The sequence below is a fragment of the Rhodococcus sp. 1R11 genome, from assembly GCF_004563845.1.
In the GTDB taxonomy this organism is placed as follows: Bacteria; Actinomycetota; Actinomycetes; order Mycobacteriales; family Mycobacteriaceae; genus Rhodococcoides.
In genome coordinates this window covers 49,428-75,344 of the sequence record NZ_SPNG01000002.1, presented here as the reverse complement: position 1 = coordinate 75,344, position 25,917 = coordinate 49,428, and the positions used below count along the sequence as shown (strand labels likewise).

Genomic DNA, 25,917 nt, shown 5'->3' with positions numbered 1-25,917 from the left:
TGCCGCTTACGCGTCGGCGACCAGCGGAGCGACCTCGGTACCGAGTAGCTCGATGCCGCGCAACAGATCACCGTGGGCGAGACGCGGATTGGTCATCTGCAGCGACAGTCGATCCACACCGCCGAGTTGTTCGCTCACTCGAACGATCTTGTCGGCCACGGTTTTCGGGTCACCCATGAAGAACGCGCCGTTGGGTCCCGACGTGGCGTCGAACTGCTGTCGGCTCGGTCGAGCAAACCCGCGCTCGCGTGAGATCTTGGTGAACATCTCGTTCCAGCCCGGGTAGATGGTGTCGGCTGCCGCCTCGGTGGTGTCGGCGACGAATCCGAACACGTGCAATCCGACTTTCAGCTTCTCCGGCGAGTGACCCGCTTGCGCGCCGGCGCGCCGATACAGGTCGACGAGCGGCGCGAACTGGCGCGGTTCTCCACCGATGATGGCGATCATCAGGGGTAGGCCCAAAAGCCCTGCACGAGCGAATGATTCGGGGGTTCCGCCGACACCGACCCAGATGGGTAGCGGATCCTGCAGCGGACGAGGATAGATCCCCTGACGGTTCAGCGCCGGCCGGTGCCGGCCGGACCACGTGATCTCTTCGTTGTTGCGAATCTGCAGCAGGAGATCCAGCTTCTCGGCGAACAAGGAATCGTAATCGGCCAAGTCGAGTCCGAACAGCGGGAAAGACTCGGTGAACGAGCCTCGTCCGACCACCAAATCGATCCGGCCCTTCGAGATCAGGTCGAGAGTGGCGAACTCCTGGAACACTCGCACCGGATCGTCGGCACTGAGTACCTTGACCGCGCTGCCGAGCCGGATGTTCTCGGTACGCGCAGCGGCCGCGGCCAGAATGATCGACGGAGCCGAATCGTAGTACTCGCTGCGGTGATGCTCGCCGATGCCGAAGGAGTAGAGACCGACCTGATCCGCGAGGGCGATCTCCTCGAGTAGGTGCCCCATCCTCTTCTCCGGCGCGATGACGCGGCCGTCGGTCGGATCGGTCACGGAAGAGACGAAGCTGTCTACGCCCAGGTGCATTGGGTACCTCTCGATTCGGGATGGACGAACCCATCAGCGTCGATGAAGGTTCGATTATTCCAGTGGAGGGTGGGCAGAAAACTACTACTCTCCCCAACGCTTCGACTCATCCGCCGCGAAGTACATCCGCTGACTTGCAGCGAAGCGGACCGACACAACGCGTCACTCATGAGCTGTTATCGTGCGTGTGCGTTGGTTTTCGATGGCCGTGCTGGTCATCGGATCGTAAGAGGGAATCCGGTGAGAACCCGGAACTGCCCCGCAGCGGTGAGTGGAAACGACCGCGGTCATCGAGCACTGGGATTCGTCCTGGGAAGCGACCGCCAGTAGGAGTCGTCCGAGAACGTCGTCGGACGGCGTGTCCGCGAGTCCGAAGACCTGCCACCGCGGCTGCGCCGCCGGCGTGGTCGCCTGTCGATCCCGAGGGACACGGTCGACGAGGTCGTCGTTCGCGCTGCGCGGATTCGCCTCGGATACCGTGCTTTTCGCAGTTCGCCAGGTCAGGGATCAGCGGAGAAAGTTGCGCATGCAGTCCAGATCGGTCCTGCCCCTCACTGTGCTCGCCGCCGCGATCTGGGCAGTGTCAGCCCTGTCGGCACTGATGTTCGGGGCCGCGCACATCCCGGCAACCGACGCCATGGGCTATCTGTGGGCCCAGCTGTCCGGCGGCACGATCGCCGTCGGTGACGTTCCCGACTACCGCATCGTCGTCGATTCTCGGCTGCCGCGGGTGTTGCTGGCGACGCTCATCGGAGCAGGTCTCGCAGTGGTCGGACTGGTGGTGCAGGCGATGGTGCGCAACGCGCTCGCAGACCCCTACGTTCTCGGAATCTCGTCGGGTGCATCGGTAGGCGCGACGTCGGTGGTCCTGTTCGGCACGTTCGGCGCCCTCGGCATCTACGCCCTCTCGAGTGCAGCGTTCCTAGGCGCACTCGCGGCAACCGCCCTGGTGTATGTGATGGCACGCTCCCCGGTAGGGCTGGTGCCCCTGCGCCTGGTCCTGACAGGTACCGCGTTGGGTTACGGGTTCTCTGCAATGACGACCGTGCTGATCTTCCTGGCACCTCAGGGCGACGGCGCTCGCAGCGTGATGTTCTGGTTGCTCGGCAGCCTCGCCGGTGCTACCTGGGCCGGCGTCCCGCTGGCCGCCACAGTCACCGTGGCCGGAGTCGCCGCGACCGCTCTGACGGCCCGCAGACTGAACGCGCTGTCGATGGGAGACGAAGTCAGCGCGGCACTGGGCTTGAACGCAGCACGGCTACGGCTGACTCTCTTCGTGACATCCGCGGCGATGACAGGGTGCTACGTGTCGATCTGTGGCGCAGTGGGATTCGTGGGTCTGGTCGTCCCTCACGTAGCACGGTTACTGGTCGGGGCCGACCACAGCAGGCTTGTCGTGATCACCCCGGTCCTGGGTGCGGCTTTCCTCGTCACCGCGGACCTGGTGTCCCGAACGGTTCTACCGCCGCAGGAGCTCCCCCTGGGGGCGATCACCGCGGCAGTGGGAGTTCCGGCGTTCGTACTGCTGATGCGTCGCCGCGGCGCGATGATCGGTGACCGTTGATGCGCGTCGACTACGACGACGTCGCAGTCGATATCGGCGGCACCCGCATCATCGACGACGTCACCATGAGCCTGGATGCCGGCAGCATCGTCGGCATCGTCGGCGCGAACGGGAGCGGCAAGTCGACACTGTTGCGGTGTCTGTATCGAGCGACCGAGCCCTCGACCGGACGTATCGAGGTAGGTGGCCGCGACATCACCGCAATCACCATGCGAGAGAACGCACGTCAGGTTGCAGCACTCACCCAGGACTCCTCGATGCACTTCGACTTCACCGCACGCGAGGTGGTCGCCACCGGACGTCTTCCACACAACGGCGCTTTCGGACGCGACCGCACCCGCGACGACGCCGCGTGCGCTCGTGCCGCGACCGTCGCCGATGTGGAGCATCTGTTGGACCGATCGTTCCTGTCCCTGTCCGGAGGCGAACGCCAACGCGTCCTGATCGCACGGGCTTTCGCCCAACAACCGAACGTGCTCGTGCTCGACGAACCCACCAATCACCTCGACATACGACACCAATACGCAGTGCTGAGCGCCGCTGCGAGCCTGCAAATCACGGTGATCGCCGCGCTTCACGATCTCAACATCGCCGCCCAATTCTGCGACCGCTTGGTCGTACTCCACGCCGGCCGCATCGTCTGTACGGGCTCACCCGACGAAGTCGTGACCGAGAAGGTGCTCTCGACCTGGTTCGGGATCGGCGGACACATCGTCACCCACCCACGCCTGGGAGTTCCACAGGTTCTCTTCGACGACAAGGACACTCGATGACCCACCTCTTTCGCCGGCCTCGCACGATCGCCATTGCCGCGACCGCCGTTGCAGCACTTGTCAGTTCGTGCGGAGCCCAGGTCGACACAGCCACCGAGCAGGGTGGCGATCAGGTGACGGTCACCAACTGCGGCGAGCCGCTGACCGTGACCGGTACCCCACAGCGGGTACTGACCAACGACACCGGCATCACCGAGATGATGTTCGCCCTCGGTCTCGCCGACCGCCTCGTCGGGTACACCAGCTACCCAGGCAAGGAGCGAGACATCGACTCCTCGCCGTGGAAGAGCAACTTCGATACGGCGCCGGAACTGGCCGACGCCTTCACCCGTGAGGTGATTCAGTCGGCGAACCCGGACTTCGTCTTCGCCGGCTGGAATTACGGCTACAAGGAGTCGACCGGCGTGACCCCCGATTGGATCCGCAGCATAGGCGCAGTGCCCTACCAACTCACCGAAGCATGCCGGCAACCCGGCAGTACTGCACGCGGAGTCATAGAACCCCTCGACGCGCTCTACACCGACCTACGAAACCTCGGCGACCTCTTCGGAGTTCGTGACCGGGCCGACCGACTCGTCACCGACTACGAGAACCAGATCGGTGCCGCGAACGCCGGGGCTCCGGACGGCCGAGACCCGGCACGGGTGTTCCTGTTCGACAGCGCCGACCCCGAGCCCTTCACCTCCGGCCGCACCGCTGCTCCGTCGCAGATCATCCGAGAAGCCGGTGGCAGCAACATCTTCGACGACCTCGACGATTCCTGGACCACCGCATCCTGGGAAGCCGCAGCCCAACGCGACCCCGAGTTCATCGTCATCGTCGATTACGGTGCCGGACCATCGAATTCGGTGGACGCCAAGATCGCGCAACTACGTGCACAGCCACTGATGTCCGGCACCACCGCCGTACGTGAGAACAACATCATTGCCCTCCCCTACGCAGCGCTCGTCGAAGGTCCACGCAACCCCGCCGCCGTCACCACGGTGGCGGACTTCCTCCGATCCAAGGGCCGCTGACCGTCCGCAAGAACGGGGCAGCGACACCTCGGTGGTTGCGGCTTCCGAGGCTCGAATCCAGTGCAGGCGCTCAGTCTTCGATCGTCACGATCGGAGAAGCCTGCTGCACCGTATAAGAGTTCCACGGCAGGGTCGCAAGGACGTCGGGCAGCCCGGGGTAATCGGAGACCCACGCTGTTGTCGGATCGACGCCTTCGGTTACGCACGATGCGAGCGCGACATAGGTGCCGGCCGGGATATCGGTGACGTGTTGGGTGCTGATTCCGATCTGGCCCCCGTCGTCGGTCGAATACAGCGACTGGCCGTTACCGACGACCTCCCACACCGGCGGCAGCACTCCGCCCGGTGCGGGAGCCAACGATGTGCCGCAGGCCAAGTCGCTACCGGAGTTGTTGGTGATCGTGTTGGTCACCGTCGATCCGTCGACCTCGAATGCATACGTCACGTCTGTCGATTGCGCCGCTGATGCCGTCGCTGGAAACGCCGCTAGTGCTGGCGCACAGAGCAGCGCTCCGATCAGAATCCGACTGGTCGATCGCATGGCAATCCTCCTGGTTCGCGTGAACTATGTCCGGGTTGTCAGTCTGCATCAAAAAATACCGATCAGCATCTTTCGAACCGAATGCAGCCGAACGGGGCGAGAAACAGGGTCGAGAACCGTTGTGTCGGTGTCGGATTGCAGACCGCTATGGGTCGCGAGTTTCTCGCACCGCTTCGGCACGCTTCTTGATGTATGCATTCCGAACGCACAGGACGCGCCGGAGATACAGCTTGCCTGGAATATCCAGGATCGCAGCGCCGAGTCGTCCGCCGCGGAATTCGACCGACATGATGTCGACCATCTGCGTGTGACCCCGGCGTGCGAGAAAGAAATGCTCGTGGCGCATCGAGGCAAAGGGTCCGGTGACCTGCTCGTCCACGAAATATCTCGCGGGCTCGTATTCGGTGATGCGGCTGGTCAAGGTGAACCACACACCGAGATGCCTGGAACGAATGTGGATTTCATCGCCCAAACGAAGAGCACTCCGCTTCGAATCGACTCGCACGCTCTCTCCGTACGCTCCCTGAGACTCGGCGTGAACGATTGCATCCGACTCCAGATCGAACACGTCAGCGGGGTTCGCCGCGATCGAAGTCGTGAGCCTGATGGTGAACGCCATGGGCACAGCTTTGCAGGAAATCCGTTTCGTCACGTTGGAAGGACCGTCTACGAAGGCGCAAATCGCTGGGTCGACCGTGTGAGGATTGGGCCATGTCTGCAACCTGGGAAGAGTTCACGTGGATCCCCGACGATTACCCGTGGGCACCGGACGGTGTGTCTTTCACCGTCGTCCGTCACGACGATGCAGAAGCGGTACTCGATGCGCTGACCACGTCGAGGACCGGCACCGTGATCGGCCTAGAAGGTGTCAATGCCGATGTCAAGGTCGTCGGCGTTGCACAGGTGGGTGATTGGGTTCTGGCGGTCGCACCGTCGGTGGCAGGGTTGGCCGATGAGCTGATGGCGCCGCTGTCGATCGGTGGCGAAGCCCTCACGTTCGCCACTCAGGTCGGCCACAGCAATGTCGCCCAGTGGGTCGACGGTGCTCGAACAGCAATGTTCGATGCGCTCCTGAAGGACGGGCCGGGTTTCGATGAACCTGACAGCCCCTGGCGAGATCGCATGCGTGAAGCTGGCGATGACCCCGAGGGCGAGGGTCCGATGCCCGACGGCCTGTTTCACACGCTGGAGGTCTATGTAGCGATGATCGTCAACCACACTGGGATCGAACTTACTCATGAACTGTTGCGCAGCGAACAGTTTCAGGTCGGCGACTCCCTCGAATAGTGGAGGGCTCAGCCGAGTACAGCCGGCTGTTGCGAGATGCCGAGGGATGGGCGACTCAAAGGGGTGTGGTGGCCGGCCGAGTTGCTGACGGTTTCTCCCTGCCGCTCGACTGGAACCGACCACTCACCGGCGGAGACGGTCGAGTGGGTTGACGACGCGGGCTACCGAACAAAAATGCCCGTTCACCAACTTCTGGTGAACGGGCATTTCGTTGTGCGCCACCAGGGATTCGAACCCCGGACCCGCTGTACGAGAGATAACAATTCAGGTGGATGCACTCGCGTCCATCATCGGCCCGTTGAGCTGGGTGTTCGGCGATTCGAGTGACCAGCAGTGTCCGCGTGAATCCACCCGGGTGCGCCCCAAAGTGATGAGTAAACGATGACCTCCGTCGAACCGCTCCCGGTCCATCTGAGTCCCGCATGGTCCGTCATCGTCTAAACGGACCGCCGTGGACATTCGACTCCACCACGATTGAAAGTGATGAGCTCCCTTGTACTCGAACGCGACCCGAATCAGGAGAGGCCGTACCGGCTACGCACCCGATGCCCGAGCTCAGCGATATCAACTTCGCCGCGAACATACGCATCCTGGTCTGCGCGGGTCGCCTCGGTACTGCAAGCACCCTCGAGAGCCCTGTTGATACGAGCAGCATCGATAGCCAGTACACGATCCACAGACGGTCGTCCTATCGACAATCGACACCTCCTCAACTCCAACCCAGACTACTGCTCCATAGGCCAGCGGAGGCGCTACCCGAACGCGAAAAAGCGAGCCGACCTCACGAATCTGAGGGGGTGAGCGAACATGGCAACTATCACACTGGACGTGCCGGGCCCCGACATCGTCCATGTGATCGCTAAACAGAACGCCTTCGTCGAATCAACCACTGATCACGTAGTGCGGAAACGGCAGTTTCCGCACCGTCACTAAGTCCTGGAGGCGAGTACCGCGCCACCGAGTAGAGGTGGACTGCCGATAAGACGGATAATGCCAGGTAAACGTCTGCGTATTGTTGCAGCACAACATTTCTCGTCTTCCTCGGTCTCGACGTCGGATCAATGCGAGAGGTCCTGACGCGGCGCAGATGCCGTCGGGGTGAGCGCGTTGCGTTGTTATTCCATGGCTTGCCGTCGGTACGGCCGCAAATGGCGCGGCGTCGTTGTGAGGTCAGATAGGACCGCTCGTAACCAGCCGCGCCGTCTCTGCCTCGCAGCGGCCCTGCACCGGCTCACGACCATCCCAGGAGCTAAGGGTTGGGGGTCAGAGCTGCTTGCGCATCTTTACACTTGTGGTTTCATATCCGGCTGACTCGTACATCCCGCGCGCGACCGCATTGAAACCGAACACGCTCAGTCCGAGCGTCCGTGCGCCCTCCGACCGTGCATGGTCTTCGGCGAGCTGCATCGCTGCTCGCCCATAGCCCTGGCCTCGGTGCTCTGGCTCGACCAGGACATCCCACACCCACCACGAGCTGGCGTCGTCCGAGTTGTCGCGGCCGATCCAGAGGTACCCGACGATCTGGCCGGTGTCGTCAACGAGGTCGAACACAGTGTTACCCGGGGTGGGAGCACCCGCTGGGAAAGCACGCTCGAGGGCATCACTGGAGTGCTCTTCAGCGGCGCGTGGCGTCTCACCTGTAGCGATCAGGTCCGTCTTGTACTCGCCCTGGCTCCGTTTCAGCCATGATGGAAACCGTTGGAGAGTGATCGGGACGAGTGTGATCGACATGCAGCCAGTCTGACAGCGGCCTCGCGCCGACCCTCGACAGGGGAATTGCCCCGGCTGCGCTATACGACCAGTTCCGATATGCAGACATACCAGCAAACCTTTGCATATGCTGTGCGGCAGCGTGTTTCGCATCTACGATGCCGCTTATTACGTGCTGTCTGACCAAGTGCACTTTTGAACGTTCTCGCCGAGGCATTGTTAGCCTGCAAGGCCTCGCTCTGTCCCGCGGAACGAACCGGGTCGCTCTGTGTTGGGCCCGCGAACAGTGACACAGCGAAAATATCGGTGTCGTATTAGTACGAGTCCGCGGCATCGAAGTTCGCGCCTTCGCGTCGGGTTTGGGTTCGATTGCGCAGCTGTAGACCCGGTCTGAGTGACGTCGATATTTCGGTACGTGATCTGCAACGAACGGATGGATAGGTGATGTTCTCCACGAAGCGGTATTTGATGGGTACAAGGTCGGACGGCACCTCGGACGTTCTCATCGAGGACAGCTACGACGTGCTGTCGAAGATCAACCAAAGCCCCTGAGCACCCTCGACCGCTACATCGCATTCCGAAGAAAGGATCAAACCTATGTTGCTGGTGTCCTACCGTGAAGGCCGCGAAGCTCGATTGGGAGCCGTATCGGGTGAGGTCGTCGTAGATCTCGCTCGCGCAAACGAAGTCTTCGAGCCGACCGCAGTCCGGCCCGAATTCAGCTCCATGGTGCCGTTTTTCGAGAGCGGGCCCCGCGGCCTGGAGGCAGGACAACGGCTGGTCGAATCAGCCTTGGCCGAGGGGGCCGAGACGACGACGCGGCAGCGGCAACCGGTGACCAGAACGCTTGCTGATGTACAACTGGTCTCTCCCGTGCCACGACCGCGCAGAGTACGCGACTACCTGACCCACATCGCCCACTACACAGGCTCGTTCGGTCGGGAAGCACCGCCACCTCTGCTTCAGTTTCCATTGAGCTACAACTGCAATCACGAAGCCATCTATGGACCCGAGGACACCATCCCCTGGCCCGCCTACAGTGATCAGCTCGATTTCGAGCTCGAACTGGGATTCTTCGTTTCCAGAGGTGGACGGAACATTTCGAGCAAGAACGCGGCGTCGCACATTGCCGGCATCTCGATCTTCAACGACGTGAGTGCTCGTGATATTCAGGTCTTCGAGATGGGTGCTCAGATCGGGCCCGCGAAAGGCAAGAACTTCGCCAACGTGATCGGACCCGCCGTCCTCACTTACGATGAAGTGAACGTCGACGAACTCGACGTGACCGCGAGAGTCAACGGCGAGGTATGGGCCACCGGGGTCGCCGGTGCGGCCAGCTACTCCTTCGAGGAGGTCCTGGCGTGGTCAAGCTATTGCGAGGATGTCGTTCCCGGCGAATTTATCGCTACCGGCACCGTCGGGGGAGGTTGCGGTCTCGAACTGGGCCGCTGGATCAACCAGGGCGATACCGTCGAATTGGAAGCCCAGGGCATCGGTGTCCTACGCAATCGAATCGGTGAACGAGAAATCGTCCCGGCGGATGCCGGATTGCCAACGTATGAGCTGTACCCGCCACGATTCGGATCGGCGTAGGGGTTCGGCTACAGCTGAGCAGCGAACCGGCGTGTACCGATCACGCGCACACGTTTTCCCGCCTCCCGGGCCGTCCGCGATCATGAACAAATGACGCTGCCTCGTGCTACTTCGACGCTGTTGAGAGCACTGGAAGTCGACGAGCACGTAGTCGGCCCCACTGTGCGGCGCGTCCGTGAGGAGATTGCGGCCTACGCTGCGGTTTCCGACGCTGCGATCGCCGCATCAGCTGAACGCAATCTACGCCGGGCGGTACGCACGCTCCGGAACGGCACAGTGCCCGAAATGGCGGACATCTGGGAAGCCGACACCTCCATCAAGGAGAGGCTGCGCGCCGGGGTGCCGATCGAGGATGTGATGGCCGGGTTTCGGGTGTCGATTTCCTGCATTCAAGACCGCCTCATGGAGCTCGCCGCAGAGCTGCAGATCGAGGGATCCGAAGTGGTTCGGCTGACGCGTGTGTTGTGGAAGCTCGGTGATGTCTTCTCGGCCCAGGCAGCATCGAGTTACCGGCAGTACGGCGTGGCGAGCGACCTCGCCGAACAACGTCTCAGGGACGAAGCACTGCTGTCGCTGCTGGACGGACCGATGGCGGCCGAGGCCCTCGACCGCGGGATGGCCGTGCTCGGCCTCGACCCCGAAGAATCGTATGTCCCATTCATCACTCGCCGAACAGATGCCGCGGGTTCGACGACACTTCAACGAGTCATCGCCGAGCGCTATCGAGGTGAGGTGTGCATCGTGGTGCCCACGGGCCAGCAGCTGTTCGGGCTGCTGCCGCGAGTACCGGACGCGATCGACGACGTTGTCCTCGCCATCGGCCCAGCGACCACGCCGGCTCATCTTCATCACGCGTTCGCCGTTGCCCGGCGGGTGCTCGACGCGACTGCTCCGACCGAAGTGGGGGTAGCGAGCCTCGACAAGCTCGGTTGGCGACTCGGGGTACCGATCGATTCCGAACTCGCCGCGTTTCTTCGCAGGCGGTACCTCGATCCGTTGCACAGTACGCGCGGCGCGGCCGCACCCGTCATCGCGGCGGTACAAGCCTTTCTCGAACACAACCGCAGCATCCCCCGTGCCGCAGATGCAATGCACGTGCACGTCAACACCCTGCGGTACCGCCTTGCGCGGTTCGAGGAACTCACCGGCAGATCACTGTCGGACACCGACACGGTCATCGAACTGTCGTGGGCGCTTCGATCCGTCGACATCGCCACTTCGTAGCCAGTTACGAACTGCACTACCGAACCTTGGATCCCTGTCCGTAGTTTTGGGTGTGATCTGGATCGCATAGTTGGTGCGTCGTGCAGCACCGCCGCTCGACGCCACCAGCGGCCATCGAGGCTGCCATCGAGTACCGGAGACAACTGTGACCGAAGAACAACTCAGCTCCACCAGACCTGTCCTCGTGAAGCCACCGAACCGAGCCCGTCAGCTCGTGGCCGTGTCGGTCGGTAATGCTGTCGAGTGGTTCGACTGGTACATCTACTCGATCCTCGCGATTTACTTCGCGGGCCAGTTCTTCCCCAAGACGAGCGAAGACAGCCTCGTTCCGCTGTTGTCGACGCTCGCGATCTTCGCGGTCGGCTTCTTCGCTCGACCCGTGGGTGGACTGGTCATCGGTGTTCTCGCCGATCGATTCGGCCGACGACGTGCACTGAGCGGAACGATCGTCGGCATGGGGATCGGCTCGCTGATGATCGGCGCTGTACCGACCTACGAACAAATCGGAATCGCGGCACCGATCATCCTGCTGATCGCCCGAATCATCCAGGGCGCGTCCGCAGGTGGCGAATATGCGGCCGGCTCGGCATTCGTCGTGGAGTCGGCTCCACCCGGCCGACGCGGTCTGTTCTCGAGCGTTCTGTACATCAGCGCGACCACGGCCAACCTCACTGCCATCGGCCTCAGCGCCCTCCTCGCTACCACGCTTTCATCCGAGGACATGACTTCCTGGGGGTGGCGCATACCGTTCATCTTCGGATCTGTTGCCGCCATGGTCGGACTGTGGGTACGCCGGCACGCCCAGGAGACCCTGCACGAGGACGTCATCGACAAGCCCAAGAGCGCCCGTGTGGGCATGTTCGACTTCTTCCGCGAGCACCCCAAAGCGGCTCTTCAGATCTTCGGCCTCACCGCGGCACCGGCTCTCGTCTTCTACGTGTGGACCGCCTACCTTCCGACCTACGCGAGCATCACGGTCGGCTTCGATGTGAAGAAGGGCCTGATCACCGGCGTGATCTCCCTGACGATCTTCCTGCTGGCACTGCCGTTGTTCGGTGCGTTGTCGGACCGGGTCGGTCGCAAACCCCTTCTCATCGCCTTCGGGCTGTTCTTCACCATCGCGACGATTCCGCTGCTGTCGTCCCTGCAACCCACCATGGGGAGCTTGCTGTTCGTTCAGATCACGGGCCTGCTTTTCATCGCGGCATGGGCAAGCATCAGCGCCGCGATCGTCAGCGAACTCTTTCCGTCCCGGCTGCGTAGCTCCGGCATCGGCTTCCCGTACGCCTTGGCTGTGGCGGTATTCGGCGGAACCGGCCCCTATCTCGCGACGTGGCTCGTCGAGATCGGGCACGCCGAGCGCTTCGGCTGGTACATCGCGTCGGTCGCAGCAGTGAGTACAGCCGTCTACCTTTTCCTTCCCGAAACCGCCAAAGCCCCTCTCAAATAAGTGATCTCGATCGATTCGTAGTCGCAGTCGCATCGAAGTTCACCGCGAAGGAAGTACATGAATTCACGAGTATGGATCGCCGGAGTGGGGATGACGCCCTTCGGAATACACCCCAACAGGTCCAATCACGACCTGGCCCGGCTCGCAATCAGTGACGCGATCCGAGATGCCGGCGTGAGCGCGAACATCGGCATGATCGATGTGGCGTTCTATGCGTCCGCCGCCCACGGGTTCCTCGAAGGCCAAGCGACAATATCCGGACAGATCGCTCTGCGTGGAATGGGCATCGGCACGATCCCCGTGCACAATGTCGAAAATGCCTGTGCAACAGGTGCATCCGCATTCAATCTGGCGGTGACACACGTTCGTGCGGGCGAGGCGGACGTGGCCTTGGCCGTCGGCGCGGAGAAGATGCACATCGGGGATCCACAGAAGACTATGTCGCTGTTCGATGCGGGTTTCGATGTCACCGATCGCGCTTCCCTCGAACGGACCATGGTGGAGCTCGGCGGTGATCTCGACGAACCCGACCTCGGGCACCGGTCGATCTTCATGGACATCTACGCCGCGATGGCCCGAAACCACATGCGCATCTACGGTTCGACGCCGGAACAGATCGCGGCAGTGAGCGCCAAGAACCACGCGCACGCCGTCGACAACACCCGGGCGCACTACCGCCGTGCGTTGTCTGTCGAGGACGTTCTCGCTGCACGGCGGCTGTCACATCCTCTGACTGTCCCGATGTGCGCACCGGTCACCGACGGCGGCGCAGCGGTCATCGTGTGCAGCGATGCAGGACTCGCGCGGCTACACACCGAATATCCCATCGAGGTTCTGGCCACGGTGGTCGGTACGGGCACGGACAGAGACACCACCACGTTCGACGGGCACCTGGCACAGCATGTCGCCACACGCGCATACGACAAGGCCGGCATCGGACCTGACCAGGTCGACGTGGCGGAGGTGCACGACGCGACAGCGTTCGCCGAGGTGCTGCAATCCGAAATGCTCGGGTTGGTCCCACCCGGCGAGGGCGGAGCGGCGGCCGAACGCGGCGACACCAGCATCGGCGGCCGCATCCCGATCAATCCCTCCGGCGGCCTCGAATCCAAGGGCCACCCCCTCGGTGCCACGGGGCTTGGTCAGGTCTTCGAGCTCACCGATCAACTTCGCGGCCGCGCAGGTCGCCGACAGGTCGACGGTGCGCGAATCGCATTGGCCGAGAACGGCGGCGGTTTTCACCGCGGCGAAGAAGCCGTGACCTCCGTCATCATCTTGAAAGGTACATAACCGATGGCCATCATCGACTTCTTCGACCGCGGATGGCGTGCTGGACCACAATCCATCGCCTACCGAACCGACAGGGAGAGCTGGACGTACCAGGACGCCGGTGAGATGTCCTGTCGTATCGCCAATGCCCTGTTGGACATGGGGTTACAATGCGAAAGCACGGTCGCGGTGCTCTCGCCGAACGCGCCACTGGCATGGATCTGTGTGCTCGGCGTCTGGCGAGCAGGCGGCGCGTGGGTTCCGCTCAATCCGGCGAATCCCGTGGCCGAAACAGCAACCCTGCTGGAACGTTTCGATGTCGAAGTCTTGTTCTACGATCCTTCGTTGCGCGCTCAGGTGGATCACCTGCGACAGCTCGGCACCAGCCTCACCCTGATCGCGCTGGGTGATGACAAGGAAGCACTCGATCTCGCTGATTGGATCGCTGAGCATCCGTCGACCCCACCCGACATCGACTACCGCATGGACGATGTCATCGCAGTATCGCCGACCGGAGGAACCACCGGTGAACCCAAAGGTGTGATGAATACGCATCGAAGCTTCTCGGTGATGGTGATCCACCAAATGCTCGCGCTGAGCTATGACGCACACGAGTCGGTGGTGAACCTCGCGGCGGCCCCGATGACCCATACCGCCGGAGTTCTGACTCTGCAGACTTCCGCTCGAGGCGGGACGGTCGTCGTCATAGAGCGTGCTGCACCGGACCTCATACTGACCGCGATCGAGACGTACGGTGTAACGGAGATTTTCCTACCGCCGACTGTTGTCTACCGATTGCTCGATGTTCTGTCCGACCGCACGGTCGACACCTCGACTCTGCGTTATCTGCTGTATGCAGCCGCTCCGATGTCGAGCGAAAAGCTGCGTTTGGGCATAGAGCAATTGGGGCCGGTTTTCATCGAGTGCTATGGCCAGATGGAAGCGCCTGCAGCCATCAGCTTTCTTCGACCCGAGGAACACATCGTCGACGGCCACATCGCGTCCGACGACAGATTGTCTTCGTGTGGAAGACCCTATCCGTTGGTCGATGTCGTAGTGAAGGACCCCGAGACCGGGCAGCGACTTGCAAGCAACGAGACCGGCGAGATCTGCGTGCGCGGTGACCTGGTGATGAAGGGCTACTACAAAGACCCGATGAAGACTGCCGACGTGATCAAGGATGGGTGGCTGCACACCGGGGATCTCGGCCGCATAGACGGCGAGGGTTATCTCCACCTGACCGACCGCAAGAAGGACATGATCATCACCGGGGGCTTCAACGTCTACCCCGGCCAGGTCGAGCAGGTGATTTGGGGCCATCCGGCGGTCGAAGACTGCGCTGTGGTCGGGGCCCCGGACGACGATTGGGGCGAACGCGTCACTGCAGTCGTCGAACTCAAACCCGGCCTCGACGCGGGCGAAGACGAGATCATCGCCCTGTGCCGGGCGTCATTGGGGGGCGTGCGCACACCCAAACAGGTGATATTCGTCGACCGCCTGCCACGCAGCGTCAATGGCAAGGTACTCAAAAAAGATGTCCGACAAAGATTTTGGACCAAGGCCGATCGCGCGATCTGAACGAGAAGGAAAAACATGAACGAGTTGGAAAACAAGATCGCCGTCGTTGTCGGAGCCGGATGCATCGGAACAGGATTGGGAAACGGCCGCGCGACAGCCATCACCTTCGCCAGGGAAGGTGCCACTGTCATCTGCGCCGACATCGACACCGAATCAGCCACGGCAACAGCCGAAATGATTCGCGGCGAAGGTAACGACGCGTCCGTCCTGACCCTGGACATCACCGACGAGAGCCATGTCGCCGATGCCGTCCGCACTATTCTTCACCAGCACGGCCGCATCGACGTTCTCGACAACAACGTCGGAATCGCTGCTGTCGGTGGTGTCACCGACGTCGATCCAGCGGACTGGCAACGCGTTTTCAAGGTCAACCTCGACGGCGCGTTCAACACGATGCGCCATGTCATCCCGGCCATGGTTGCCAACGGCGGCGGAAGCATCGTCAACATCTCGTCGGTGGCAAGCATCCGGTGGAGCGGTGTCGCATATGCCGGCTATTACGCCAGCAAAGCCGCATTGAACCATCTATCACGCACCACGGCAGCCGAATTCGCCGACCGTGGCGTCCGGGTCAATGCCGTTTTGCCCGGATTGATCAAGACGCCGATGGTGGAAAGCGTCGCGGGAATCACCGACGCGTACAGCAGCACCGACATCGAACAGATGTGGAGCAAGCGTGATGCCCAGGTGCCCATGGGACGCATGGGCGAGTCATGGGATGTCGCGCATGCCGCGCTCTTTCTGGCCAGCGACCGCGCCAAGTACATCACCGGTGCAGAATTGGTCGTCGACGGCGGAATCTCACTGGGTATGGGCCGAGCGAGTTGATCACCACCGATTGGTCTCACGAATCCTCAGGGGTTCAACGTTCGGGTGCGGACGGTGTCGGCGTTGCAGCTTTCACTTCCAGGGCCCACGCCAGCTCGACGATAGTGTCCGTGGACTCCAACGAGACCGAGGTGAGTTCCTCGAATTTTCGGAGCCGGTATCGCAGCGTGTTCTTGTGCACGAACATGGCGTCTGCCGCCGCTGGGATGTTGCGGTCGCAGGCCAGGTAGTGCCGGACCGACTGCAACAGCTGTTCCCCGAACTCGCCGCGGTCCTCGAGAGGTGCGATATACCGCTCGTGTAGGAGTCCCGATATTTCGAGGTCCCCCAGAGCGGTGATTCGCCAACTCAGGTCCGGCATCTCGAGCACCCCCGCTCGACCCAACCGAATCGCAGCATCCAACACCCTGCTTGCGGAGGCGAACGACTGAGCGATGTGTGACAGCGGCATTGGCGCGCCGACGGCCACCACCGCGCCCTCTACTGCATTGGGCACTGCGGAAAGAAGGCCGATGGCGTCACCGCGGAATGGGGAGACGACGGCGGTACCGCTCGATCCTGCACCCCGATGCTGCAGGTCTCGGCAGATCGCCGACAGGTTTCCGGTACCCGTAGCGCGAGCGCGAACAGCGTAGAAGGATCCGCTCGGATCCAATCCCCGTGTTTCGCACGCTCTCGTCATCTCGGCCATGTTGCCGGTGCCGAACAGCAGCCCCTGTAAAAGATCGGCTTTGGCCTGGTCGTCGAGTAGCGCCGATTCCACCGACAGCCGCTGATACTCCAATGCAACGCAGGTCATGAATGCATCGCTCAGTGACCACAACAGTCTCGACGACCGTAAGGCTTCTTGGGCGTCGATGTCTGCTTCCATGGCCAGTTCGATGAAGCGATCGCTGATCACCGCCAGGCTTACCCGGTAGGTCCGCATCATGTCTTCGACCGGTATGCCCTGTGCGATTCGGTGCCGGACGACTTTCTCGGCGAGTTCGGTGAGTCGGTGCCGTGACGGCAGCTGGTTCGTCTGCAGGGTCTCCACGGCGTCGGTGACGTTCCTGCCGATGGCCTCGGCCAATTCGGGTGAGGACAGCGCGTCGTAGGTGCTCAGTTCGCGAACCTGCCGCTCGGTTCGGCGAATCACCTCCGGCACGTCCGCAGCCAGGCGGGCAAGCACAGCTGCCGACTTCGACTCGCTGTCCTGAACGCCTGGCTGGTTCAATTTGATCCTCCACCTGTCGGCCGACCTTCATGCTCAGTTTGTATCTCTGCACAATAGGGCGTGGTGATCGGCCCGGTCGATCCGAGGTACGCCGCCGATACCTGACAGAATATTGGATCCGGGGACCATGGGCGCTCGATCGGATGAACAGTTCGGACCGCCGAACAGCGTTTGCATAACGGTGGTCAGATGGTGCGTCCTGAATTTGCCCAGAACTGAGCCCTAACCTCCTTTTTGAGGACCTTGCCGTTGACGCTGCGTGGGAGGCTGTCGACGAAAATCACCTGCTTCGGTGTGCGTACGCCGCCGAGGTTCTGTCGGCACAGTGCAATCAATTCCTCGGCGTCGGCAGTGTGATTCGGCTTCAGTTCGACGACGGCGGTGACGCGTTCGCCCCAGTCGTCGTCGGGGGCACCGACCACTGCGCAGTCCTCGACGGAGGGATGGGTCCAGATGACTTGTTCGACTTCGTTGGGGTAGACGTTGAAGCCTCCGGTGATGATCAGATCCTTCTTGCGGTCGGTCAGGTGGAGATAGCCGGCGTCGTCGAGGTGTCCCATGTCTCCGGTGTGCAGCCACCCATCCTTGATCGCTTCTGCGGTCTTGGTCGGGTCCTTGTAGTAGCCCTTCATCACGAGGTCGCCGCGCACACAGATTTCCCCCGTCTCTCCACCCGGCACTGGCAGATCGGTTGTCGGATCGACCACCCGCAGCGAGACCAGCGGGTAGGGCCGCCCGCACGACGACAGCCGATCGTCGGGTGCAAGCTGACCTTCTACGAGGTGTTCGGACGGGCGGAGGAACGCGATTCCCGCGGGAGCCTCCACCTGCCCGTACACCTGGACGAACACCGAGCCGAGCCGGTCGACTCCGGCACGGAGCTTGTCCACGGACATCGGTGCGGCGCCGTAGAGCAAGTACTTCAAAGACGAGGTGTCGGCTTGGCGATGTTCGAGGACATCTAGTAGTCGGTAGACAACCGTGGGAGGGAGAAACAGGTCTGTGACACCGAAGTCGGAAATTGCCTCCAGCACCAGATCGGGGGCCGCGCGTTGAATCATTGCCACTGTTCCCCCGCGTGCTGTCGTCTGCAGCGTCAGCAAACCGGCAGTATGGGTCATCGGTGCCGCGACGAGGTTGACGATAGCGTCGTCGGCGTCGTATGACAGTGCGAGCATTTGGTGCACCACCATCACCGACAGGCTGCGATGTGTGTTCATCACTCCTTTGGGGAAGCCTGTGGTCCCACCCGTCGGCATCAGAGCAACGACGTCGTCCAGGTCGTACTCGACCTCGACCGGGGTGTCCTGGACATCGCCGATCCAGCTATCGAGCAGCGCTGTGTCGGTCGAGGTGTCGAACGGCACCGCCCTGACGCGAGGGCATACAGCCTCGATCGCTGCGACGTCGTGCACAAGGGAGGTGTCGTAGAGAATCAATTCCACATCGAAGCGCTCGATCAGCGCAGCGTTGTCCGCTGCCGGGCTGCCGGGGTTCAGCGGTACCCACGCGGCCCCGGAGCGCCAGATGCCCAATACACAGATCCACGCCAGCGGTGCGTTCGGCGACAGCACCGCAACTGGGGTCTCCTTCGAGATGCCCTCCCTGAGCAGCGCATGCGCGATGCGGCACGACATGCGACCGGCTTCGTCGTACGTCCATGATTGCTCGGCGGTGCGATAGGCAACAGCGGTCGGTGCCGACGCCCAGCCTTTGTCGAAGAAATCGATCACTGCCATTGTTGCTAACGCCCTCCCAGGATGATGATCGATGTCACGGCTTCTTCGCCTCGGTGAAAGCCGCCGCCGTTCTCGGCCAACGCAACTCGGGCACCGGGGACCTGTCGGCTACCGGACTCGCCGCGGAGCTGTTCGGTCAGCTCGAATATTTGGCCGAGTCCGCTGGCACCGATCGGGTGACCCTTGGATTCGAGGCCGCCGGAGGTGTTGACCGGTATTCGGCCGCCCAACGTCGTGTCTCCGCGCTCGGCGGCCGCGCCACCCTCACCGGGGGGAACGAGGCCCAACATTTCCGTTTGCAGTACTTCGGCGAACGCGGTGGCATCGTGCACTTCGGCGACGTCGATGTCCGACGGCGCGAGTCCGGCCCGCTCGTATGCTTCCGCCGAGACCACCTGGCTGATATGGCCGTCGAACGTGGTGGTGTCTCGGTCGGTGCCGGTACCGATCACCGATGCAAGGACCTCCACCGGCCGTTCGCTGCCCAGTCTGCGTAGACCCTCGTCGCTGCATACGATGACCGCCGCTGCGCCGTCGGTGACCGGTGCACACATCGGGACCGTCAACGGGTAGGACAGCTTGCGTGCTGCCAAGACCTGCTCGACCGACATGGCCTTGCGGTAGTGGGCACGCACGTTGTCGATCGCATGCGCATGGTTCTTCGCGGACACGGCAGCGATCTGTGCTGCGGTAGTTCCGTACAGCCGCATGTGTTGCCGCGCCATCGCGGCGTAGATATCCATGAAGATCGATCTGGTTCCGACGTCGGAATCGTCCACCTCGCCGCCCAATTGCAGAAGTGTCTCGTCGAGCAAGTGAGGTTTGGACTTGTCATATCCCGAGTCGAACAGCGCCATCGTCCTCGGAGCGTCGCCGATGTGCATCTTTTCCGTGCCCACAGCCAAGGCGACGTCGGCGTCGCCGGCGCGGATAAAAGTCACAGCGAGATTGACCGCAGATGATCCTGTCGCGCAGGCATTTTCGACATTATGGATCGGTATTCGTTGAATGCCCATCTCGCGCAGGGCGATCTCACCCGAGATCATGCCTTGGTCGTGCAGAATACTGTTGGTGGTGGAGGCGAAGAAGGCCACGTCGATGGTCTGTGGGCCTATCTCGGGTCCGGCATCCGCCAAAGCGTCGCGTACAGCCCACCGGGCCAGTTCGTAATTGGTCTTGTCTCGATGTATTCCGAACGGGGTCATGCCCACGCCCACGATCCACACACGTCTTGCCACGCCGTTACCTACTTTCCGTCGATGCCGCACATCGCTGCGCCAGGCTGTGCTCGGCTCGGAAGTACGGAGGCGTCCTGACACGAGACGGCCGTCTACCGACCAGAGATGACCTTCATCGAAAAGGATGATCGAGCTCTCAGTGGCTGGCTACGTCTTGTGCACCAACAGAATCGACGTGGTTTCGTATTCGGCGACAACCGCTGATGAAACCGCACTCCGCCGAGTGCGGAGCGCACGGCAGGCTCGAGCTCGGGAATCACTCACGGACCAGTTGTTCGAGGATCCACTCAAAGGGGCATCGCGTTGTACCCGGCCACAGTGACACGGGCCACAGGGGCGACGAGTATTACGCATGCCCCACACACGACGGTCTGTCGATGTGGAAGCGGCCACCCAAGCCCCGTGCCGTTCGTAGCTCGGGCATCGTGAACTTCGGAAGGGAGCGCCTCGCGCCATGGATCTTCTCCCCGGTGTGCGGTCGGCGACAGTAACCACCTCGCGGCTGCACATGCACTATTTAGAATCAGGGCCTTCGGATGGGGAACTGGTCGTACTCGTCCACGGCAACCTTTCCACCGGGCGGTTCTACGAGCACGTGATGACCGAACTGCCCTCGCGCTACCGCGTCATTGCACCCGACATGCGAGGCTTTGGCCGAACCGAGCACGCTCCGCTCGATGCGACGCGGGGCCTGTCCGACTGGGCAGACGATCTCGTGGCCTTGCTCGACGCTCTCGGCGTCGACCACGCACCCCATCTGGTGGGCTGGTCCACCGGTGGCGGGGCTATCGCGCGGTTTGTGATCGAAGGCAAGGCGGCTGCGTCCCTGACGTTGATCGACCCCGTCGCCCCCTACGGATTCGGCGGCGCGAACCCCGACGGGACACCGTGGTACGACGATTACGCCGGCAGCGGTGCCGGCATGGTCAATCCGACTTTTCTCGAACATCTCGCCGCGGGAGACCGGTCGACCGACAGCCCCTTCTCGCCGCGCAACGTCATGGCACCAACGTTCTGGGGCGGAGATCCACTCGCCTCATCCGAACAGTCGGACACGCTCTTCGAGGAATCGATGACGACCTGGGTCGACGAGAACAACTTTCCCGGCGACGTCGAATCCTCGGACAACTGGCCGGGGTATGCACCCGGAACTCGCGGAATCCTCAACGCCCTCTCACCCAAATATCTGCACTGGGACGAGATCGTCGAGCTCGAGAACAAGCCTCCGATCATGTGGACTCACGGCGCACTGGACGCTGTGGTTTCGGACAACTCGACGTGGGATGCAGCGGTGCTCGGCGCGGCCGGTCTTGTGGCGGATTGGCCCGGGCCGGAGGTCTGCCCGGCGCAACCGATGGTCACTCAGATCCGAACTGTGCTCGGCGAGTACGAAACTCGCGGCGGCACAGTTGTCCACAACTGGATCGACGGGGCGCATCATCTCCCGATCATCGGAGCCAAGGACGAGTGGCTCACCGCATTCACCACGTTTCTCGAACAACGCTGACTGTCCACAGTCACTGATCCACAACACATCACGACGATTATCACTTCGTGAATCGACAAGGAGCAAACACAATGTCCGATATCGAAACCAGACTCGCGACCCTCGAACGCGACCTCGACGACCTGCGCAGTCGCGAAGCCATCCGAGAGATTCTGCACCGCTACTGCCGCGGCGTCGACCGCCTGGACGCCGAAATCATGAAGTCGTGCTATCACGACGACGCCTACGACACTCACTGGTTCGGCAACGGACCGGCGCAGTCCTTCTCGGACTGGGTCATCGCCGAGGTGCTCCCTCACGCGCACACCACAGTCCACTCCATCACGAACGAACTCATCGAGATCGACGGTGACCGCGCGTTCTTCGAGAGCCACGTCCACGTGCTTCACGAGATGGCGGTCCCCGGCCAGAATCCCGACAAGCCCTACCTCCACCAGCTCGTCGAGTGCCGCTACGTCGACATCTTCGAACGGCGCGACGGAGTCTGGAAAATTTTCTATCGGCACGTGGTCGCAGACAACACCGTCGAGTTCGAGGTCCCCGTCTACCCCGTGCAACTCCCGGAGGAGGCGGTGGGCAAGCGAGACAAGCGTGACCCGGTCTATACAGGATTCGACCTGCAGAAGCTCCGGCCGGAGGACATCCGGATGAACTTCTTCGCTCCTTTCGTCGAGCGAAATACGGCCGCGGCCGAGTAGACATCCAACAGGCTCCACATGGACCCAGTCCCCACGCTCCGCACGACAGAGCGTGGGGACTGCATCGTGTACGACAGTCGTCGGTAACCCCGATCGCAGCCTTCTGTTCCGGTTTTCCAGACGAACTGACAACGTTGATGAAGTCGGACTGGTTACCGCCTCTGCCGAAAGTCTGGGTCATCCAGACCGAGCGATACGACTAGTCGGCCGTGGACCACTACACACGACCTGGTGGACTCGAACACCCCAACCTCTTTACCGCTATCGCCCGGACAGTCCGCCACGTGACCCACCCGGTCGCGCAACACATCACGTTGTGAAGCAGCGGACAAACGAGTGACTAGGGACCAAACCACAGGGGACACTTGCCGAACTGCTGGCCGGTCCCCGCCTCAGAATGGCCAAGGCTCATCCGACGATACAGCCAGGTGCATACCGTCGATCTGAAGTCACTGGCGCGACCATGCGGAGCAATACGACCGGTTTCGATATGCAAGGTTACATATAAACCGTGGCATGCGCTGTGCCACAGCGTATTTCGCTCGTATACTCCGCTGAATGGTCGGTGGTTCCGATGGAGCGGATGCGTACGAACAGTCCTCAAGCCATTGCGCCGGGACTACCTGCGGGTGTTCGCCGTAGCAATACGACCAGTTCTGATATGCAGGGATACCAGCAGACCTCTGCATGTTGCACCATATGAATCAGCGAGCTCTGACAGGGGCGCTTACCGCTTCAGTTCAGGCTTCCGCATGCAGCCTTCTGGATCGAGGTGTGCCGCGTTTGCTCATGTCGACGGAAAGCGTCGGGCGATTCTCCGATTACGCGCTTGAACGCGACGCTGAACGCACTATCGGAGCTGTAACCAACGGAATCGGCGATAGCAGAGATCGGGTCGGTGCCCTGACGTAGGCGGTGTGCAGCCAGTTCCATTCGCCATGAGGTGAGATAACCGAGCGGTCCGACACCGACTGCGCTCATGAAGTGTGAGGCGAGAGTCGAGCGAGATACCGAGGTCGCTGAGGCGAGTTCTCCGACCGTCCAACGGTGTGCAGGCTGCGCATGAATGAGCGCAATCGCGGCGGCAACGATTGGATTGTGCAATCCGCCGAGTAGACCCCGCGCTACACGGGGTCCGCTCACAACCTGCATGCGTAGTACACCGACCAGCATCGCCAGTGCCACACTTTCCGCGACGATCTCTGCTCCTGCTTCCCTCGAACGCATCTCGGTGTTGATCAGTGCAACCGAGGATCGAATAGTTGCGGCCTCCGGTCGATCGGAACTGATGTGCAGCACAGGAGGCAGTTGGTCGATCAATAGTGCGCGAGCTCGGGTTCCGAAGTCGAACCGCCCACCGATAAGCGACACGCAGTCCTCGTAATTGTCGCGGCCACCGCCGATGTGAGCCGTGCCATCGGTATCCAGTAGTGAGAACACCTCTCCCGCCGGCCTGGGAAGGGCATCGAGATCTGTCGCAATGACGAAGGGCCGACTTGCCGAGAGCAAGAAGCAGTCACCTGCCTTCAGCTCGATAATGTCGTTGCCGCTTCGTAGTACACAATGGCCTCGCAGGACTGCATTGAACTTCACTCCCACTGGTGCGTCGAAGGCCACCGACCACCGTCCGCGGCCGATCAGTCCAGCGGAGATGTGCGCAGATACTTCGGCAAGTCGAAGCAACTCCGATAAGGGGTCCACGTCACCTATTCTGGACTATCTCGAAGAGATTCGCGACTGCGAGCCATTACTCATCCAGATTTGCGGCGCTACGGTTGAACCATGCCTACCAAGAAAATTCCCTTCCATGCACATTCGACCGCTGCTGATGTTCTAGCAGGACTCGATTTAACTGGACGCCGCATGGTGGTGACCGGTGGCGGCGCTGGCATCGGTGCCGAGATCACACGAACCTTGCTCGACGCCGGTGCCGAAGTGACCATTGGAGTCCGCAGCCCGGAAAGCGTGACAGCAAGACTGGCCGCGGAACTGGGTAATCGTGTGCGGGTGGAGACACTGGATCTAGCCGATCTCCGCTCGGTGCGCCGGTTCTCGGACCGGTGGACAGGTACCCTTGACGCCCTTATCGCCAACGCGGGTGTGATGGCCATACCAGAACTCGAACGAGCCGCGTCCGGATGGGAGCAGCACCTTGCGGTGAACTTTCTCGGACACTTCTCGCTGATCCGCGGTCTGCATGCGTCGCTTGCGTCTGCGGCCGGCCGCATTGTGGTGGTGTCGTCCGGTGCACACCGCGATGCGCCTATGAATTTCGACGATCCGCAGTTCTTGCGTCGCGACTACGATCGTTGGAACGCGTACGCGCAGTCGAAGACTGCCGATATTTTGCTCGCGGTCGAGGCGAGTCGCCGTTGGGCGACAGATGGTATCACCGCAAACGCGGTAAATCCTGGGTGGGTGATGACCGACCTCCAGCGGCACATCGATGATGCCACGATGCGACAAATGGGTGCGATGGACGACAACGGCGAAATCATCGAACAGCCGTATTCGAAGACGCTCGCCGAGGGTGCCGCGCCGAGCGTTCTGCTTGCGGCCTCACCCTTGACTGCGACGGTGACAGGCTGCTACATCGAAGATAATCAAATAGCTCCGGTTACCGTGCAGGGCCCCGGAGGGGTTGCGCCTCACGCGGTAGATGCGCTTGCTGCGAAACGCTTATGGGCGTTGGCGGAGAACGTGACTGATCTCTGACGGAGAAACGTTCTGGGCATGCGGTCGAACCGGATTCGTCATCAAGACCACGACGACGGCCCCTACCGCGGAGATGATGTACGGGGCTGGGGTCAACGCAGACACTGCAATCACAACCGCTGACAGCGGGACTGCGATGTCGATGACGGTTCGCTTCGATCGCCGCAGTGCAAGGGCCCAGAACGCCAGCACGAATATTGCAATCGGAAGTGTGAAGATCGCAGCGCTGCGACCGTCTGTGAGTGCGGAGCTGCGGTCTTCGACGCGCGCCACGGCCACTTCGATCCCAACTGAAATTGCGCCCGCTGACGCAAAAATTACATAGTGTGCGTATCCGAACGCAAAGCTACTGCGCGTCGATATCAAGGCCTTGTGCTGCGCCACCGAAAAGTACAGCCACCACATAGCTGCGGTCACGCTCAAAGCTGATACCGCAAAGGTGATCAAAGGCCGCAGCGGGTCGCGCGCGTCGATCGCCCCGATTATTGCATTGGCCGAAGCCAACAGACTCTCCCCAGAACGATGAGAGTAAACAATCCGAATCTCTCGGTGATGTGTTCGGGGTGCCAGGGTGGACGTCGATGTCGTTCTGCCCACACAGGCGCTACGACCTCGGACAGTACAAGAAGTACAAAATGCGATTAGGCCTGCTGTTTCAGGAAGGAACAGACACGCGACCCAGAACGCCTGAAGGATCGGTGTCGAACGATGATGCGAACCAGGTGAAATTCATCCAGGCCCACCAGATCGCCAAAAAATCATCGCGTAGCTGACCACTGCGCCAGCGATGTGACTCTCTTCGAGGAGGTGCGCCATGTTCGCCGATGCTAAAGATACTGCAACGACGAAAACTAGATCAAAGAACAACTCCAATGGTGTTGCACTGCGGTGTGGTTCGCGAAAATCGCGCGGCTGCATAACCCCTAGCCCGCTGCG

General features: G+C 61.8%; 25 protein-coding genes and 1 riboswitch. Of the genes, 13 read left to right on the top strand and 12 right to left on the bottom strand.

Features of this window, described 5'->3' with window-relative positions; genetic code table 11:
- Positions 1-6: 6 nt before the first annotated feature.
- Positions 7-1,035 (bottom strand): LLM class flavin-dependent oxidoreductase, encoded by a 1,029-nt coding sequence (locus E4P29_RS03610; RefSeq protein ID WP_135042054.1) that lies wholly within the window; start codon positions 1,033-1,035, stop codon positions 7-9.
- Between the two features lie 176 nt (positions 1,036-1,211).
- Positions 1,212-1,436: riboswitch (cobalamin riboswitch) on the top strand.
- Between the two features lie 125 nt (positions 1,437-1,561).
- Between E4P29_RS03610 and E4P29_RS03605 the strand changes: the two genes are divergently transcribed.
- Genes E4P29_RS03605 through E4P29_RS03595 form a run of 3 tightly spaced genes read left to right on the top strand, consistent with a single transcriptional unit; the run spans position 1,562 to position 4,388 of the window.
- Positions 1,562-2,599: an iron ABC transporter permease gene (locus E4P29_RS03605; protein ID WP_135042052.1), complete on the top strand. Its 1,038-nt coding sequence runs from the start codon at positions 1,562-1,564 to the stop codon at positions 2,597-2,599.
- Positions 2,599-3,372, top strand: a complete 774-nt coding sequence (locus tag E4P29_RS03600; RefSeq protein WP_135042050.1) for an ABC transporter ATP-binding protein — start codon at positions 2,599-2,601, stop codon at positions 3,370-3,372. Before E4P29_RS03605 ends, E4P29_RS03600 begins: the two co-directional genes overlap by 1 nt.
- The gene (locus E4P29_RS03595; RefSeq protein WP_135042048.1) at positions 3,369-4,388 is read left to right on the top strand and encodes an ABC transporter substrate-binding protein; all 1,020 of its coding nucleotides are present in this window, start codon (positions 3,369-3,371) and stop codon (positions 4,386-4,388) included. Before E4P29_RS03600 ends, E4P29_RS03595 begins: the two co-directional genes overlap by 4 nt.
- Before the next feature lie 70 nt (positions 4,389-4,458).
- Here the strand turns inward: E4P29_RS03595 and E4P29_RS03590 are convergent, their stop codons facing one another.
- Both E4P29_RS03590 and E4P29_RS03585 read right to left on the bottom strand, forming a co-directional pair.
- A complete protein-coding gene (locus E4P29_RS03590) occupies positions 4,459-4,929 on the bottom strand; it encodes a hypothetical protein (protein WP_032370176.1) in 471 nt (156 codons plus the stop codon).
- Positions 4,930-5,074: 145 nt separating this feature from the next.
- Entirely contained in the window at positions 5,075-5,434 is a 360-nt protein-coding gene (locus E4P29_RS03585) for a hypothetical protein (protein WP_135042046.1), read from the bottom strand.
- Between the two features lie 206 nt (positions 5,435-5,640).
- On the opposite strand from E4P29_RS03585, the gene E4P29_RS03580 reads away from it, so the two are divergent.
- Positions 5,641-6,216, top strand: coding sequence for a DUF6461 domain-containing protein (locus E4P29_RS03580; RefSeq protein ID WP_135042044.1), 576 nt, complete (start codon positions 5,641-5,643; stop codon positions 6,214-6,216).
- A gap of 515 nt (positions 6,217-6,731) precedes the next feature.
- On the opposite strand, the gene E4P29_RS03575 is transcribed toward E4P29_RS03580, so the two are convergent.
- Together E4P29_RS03575 and E4P29_RS03570 are read right to left on the bottom strand one after the other, a co-directional pair.
- The gene (locus tag E4P29_RS03575; protein WP_348539758.1) at positions 6,732-6,893 is read right to left on the bottom strand and encodes a hypothetical protein; all 162 of its coding nucleotides are present in this window, start codon (positions 6,891-6,893) and stop codon (positions 6,732-6,734) included.
- Between the two features lie 586 nt (positions 6,894-7,479).
- Complete coding sequence (locus E4P29_RS03570) at positions 7,480-7,947, bottom strand: GNAT family N-acetyltransferase (protein ID WP_135042039.1); 468 nt, start codon at positions 7,945-7,947, stop codon at positions 7,480-7,482.
- Positions 7,948-8,523: 576 nt separating this feature from the next.
- Between E4P29_RS03570 and E4P29_RS03565 the strand changes: the two genes are divergently transcribed.
- The 6 genes from E4P29_RS03565 (at position 8,524) to E4P29_RS03540 (ending at position 15,868) form a co-directional block, all read left to right on the top strand.
- On the top strand, positions 8,524-9,519 hold the full coding sequence (locus E4P29_RS03565; protein ID WP_135042037.1) for a fumarylacetoacetate hydrolase family protein: 996 nt from the start codon (positions 8,524-8,526) through the stop codon (positions 9,517-9,519).
- A 90-nt stretch (positions 9,520-9,609) separates the two neighbouring features.
- Positions 9,610-10,743, top strand: a complete 1,134-nt coding sequence (locus tag E4P29_RS03560) for a helix-turn-helix domain-containing protein (protein WP_135042035.1) — start codon at positions 9,610-9,612, stop codon at positions 10,741-10,743.
- A gap of 145 nt (positions 10,744-10,888) precedes the next feature.
- Positions 10,889-12,193: an MFS transporter gene (locus E4P29_RS03555; protein WP_245154145.1), complete on the top strand. Its 1,305-nt coding sequence runs from the start codon at positions 10,889-10,891 to the stop codon at positions 12,191-12,193.
- Positions 12,194-12,250: 57 nt separating this feature from the next.
- Entirely contained in the window at positions 12,251-13,483 is a 1,233-nt protein-coding gene (locus E4P29_RS03550; protein WP_135042033.1) for a thiolase family protein, read from the top strand.
- A 3-nt stretch (positions 13,484-13,486) separates the two neighbouring features.
- Positions 13,487-15,040: an AMP-binding protein gene (locus E4P29_RS03545; RefSeq protein WP_135042031.1), complete on the top strand. Its 1,554-nt coding sequence runs from the start codon at positions 13,487-13,489 to the stop codon at positions 15,038-15,040.
- Between the two features lie 15 nt (positions 15,041-15,055).
- Entirely contained in the window at positions 15,056-15,868 is an 813-nt protein-coding gene (locus tag E4P29_RS03540) for an SDR family NAD(P)-dependent oxidoreductase (protein ID WP_135042029.1), read from the top strand.
- A 34-nt stretch (positions 15,869-15,902) separates the two neighbouring features.
- On the opposite strand, the gene E4P29_RS03535 is transcribed toward E4P29_RS03540, so the two are convergent.
- The 3 genes from E4P29_RS03535 to E4P29_RS03525 all read right to left on the bottom strand — a co-directional run bounded on the left by E4P29_RS03535 (position 15,903) and on the right by E4P29_RS03525 (position 20,061).
- Complete coding sequence (locus E4P29_RS03535; protein ID WP_135042027.1) at positions 15,903-17,084, bottom strand: helix-turn-helix domain-containing protein; 1,182 nt, start codon at positions 17,082-17,084, stop codon at positions 15,903-15,905.
- Between the two features lie 185 nt (positions 17,085-17,269).
- Positions 17,270-18,823 carry an AMP-binding protein gene (locus E4P29_RS03530; RefSeq protein ID WP_135042025.1) on the bottom strand — a complete coding sequence of 518 codons (1,554 nt, stop codon included), beginning with the start codon at positions 18,821-18,823 and terminating at the stop codon, positions 17,270-17,272.
- 5 nt (positions 18,824-18,828) lie between these two features.
- A complete protein-coding gene (locus E4P29_RS03525) occupies positions 18,829-20,061 on the bottom strand; it encodes a thiolase family protein (RefSeq protein ID WP_135042023.1) in 1,233 nt (410 codons plus the stop codon).
- A 454-nt stretch (positions 20,062-20,515) separates the two neighbouring features.
- Here E4P29_RS03525 and E4P29_RS03520 point away from each other — a divergent pair, with 454 nt between their 5' ends.
- Positions 20,516-21,568: an alpha/beta hydrolase gene (locus E4P29_RS03520; protein WP_135042021.1), complete on the top strand. Its 1,053-nt coding sequence runs from the start codon at positions 20,516-20,518 to the stop codon at positions 21,566-21,568.
- A 71-nt stretch (positions 21,569-21,639) separates the two neighbouring features.
- Positions 21,640-22,266 (top strand): nuclear transport factor 2 family protein, encoded by a 627-nt coding sequence (locus tag E4P29_RS03515; protein WP_135042019.1) that lies wholly within the window; start codon positions 21,640-21,642, stop codon positions 22,264-22,266.
- A 735-nt stretch (positions 22,267-23,001) separates the two neighbouring features.
- Here E4P29_RS03515 and E4P29_RS03510 read toward each other — a convergent pair.
- Entirely contained in the window at positions 23,002-23,967 is a 966-nt protein-coding gene (locus E4P29_RS03510; RefSeq protein WP_135042017.1) for an AraC family transcriptional regulator, read from the bottom strand.
- Between the two features lie 81 nt (positions 23,968-24,048).
- Between E4P29_RS03510 and E4P29_RS03505 the strand changes: the two genes are divergently transcribed.
- Positions 24,049-24,981 carry an SDR family NAD(P)-dependent oxidoreductase gene (locus E4P29_RS03505; RefSeq protein ID WP_135042015.1) on the top strand — a complete coding sequence of 311 codons (933 nt, stop codon included), beginning with the start codon at positions 24,049-24,051 and terminating at the stop codon, positions 24,979-24,981.
- Here E4P29_RS03505 and E4P29_RS26265 read toward each other — a convergent pair.
- The 3 genes from E4P29_RS26265 to E4P29_RS26255 form a co-directional block, all read right to left on the bottom strand.
- Complete coding sequence (locus tag E4P29_RS26265) at positions 24,946-25,398, bottom strand: low temperature requirement protein A (RefSeq protein WP_245154143.1); 453 nt, start codon at positions 25,396-25,398, stop codon at positions 24,946-24,948. The two genes, E4P29_RS03505 and E4P29_RS26265, sit on opposite strands and share 36 nt — an antisense overlap.
- Before the next feature lie 65 nt (positions 25,399-25,463).
- Positions 25,464-25,580 carry a low temperature requirement protein A gene (locus E4P29_RS26260; protein ID WP_245154142.1) on the bottom strand — a complete coding sequence of 39 codons (117 nt, stop codon included), beginning with the start codon at positions 25,578-25,580 and terminating at the stop codon, positions 25,464-25,466.
- Positions 25,581-25,710: 130 nt separating this feature from the next.
- Entirely contained in the window at positions 25,711-25,899 is a 189-nt protein-coding gene (locus E4P29_RS26255; RefSeq protein ID WP_245154175.1) for a low temperature requirement protein A, read from the bottom strand.
- Between the last annotated feature and the right edge of the window lie 18 nt (positions 25,900-25,917).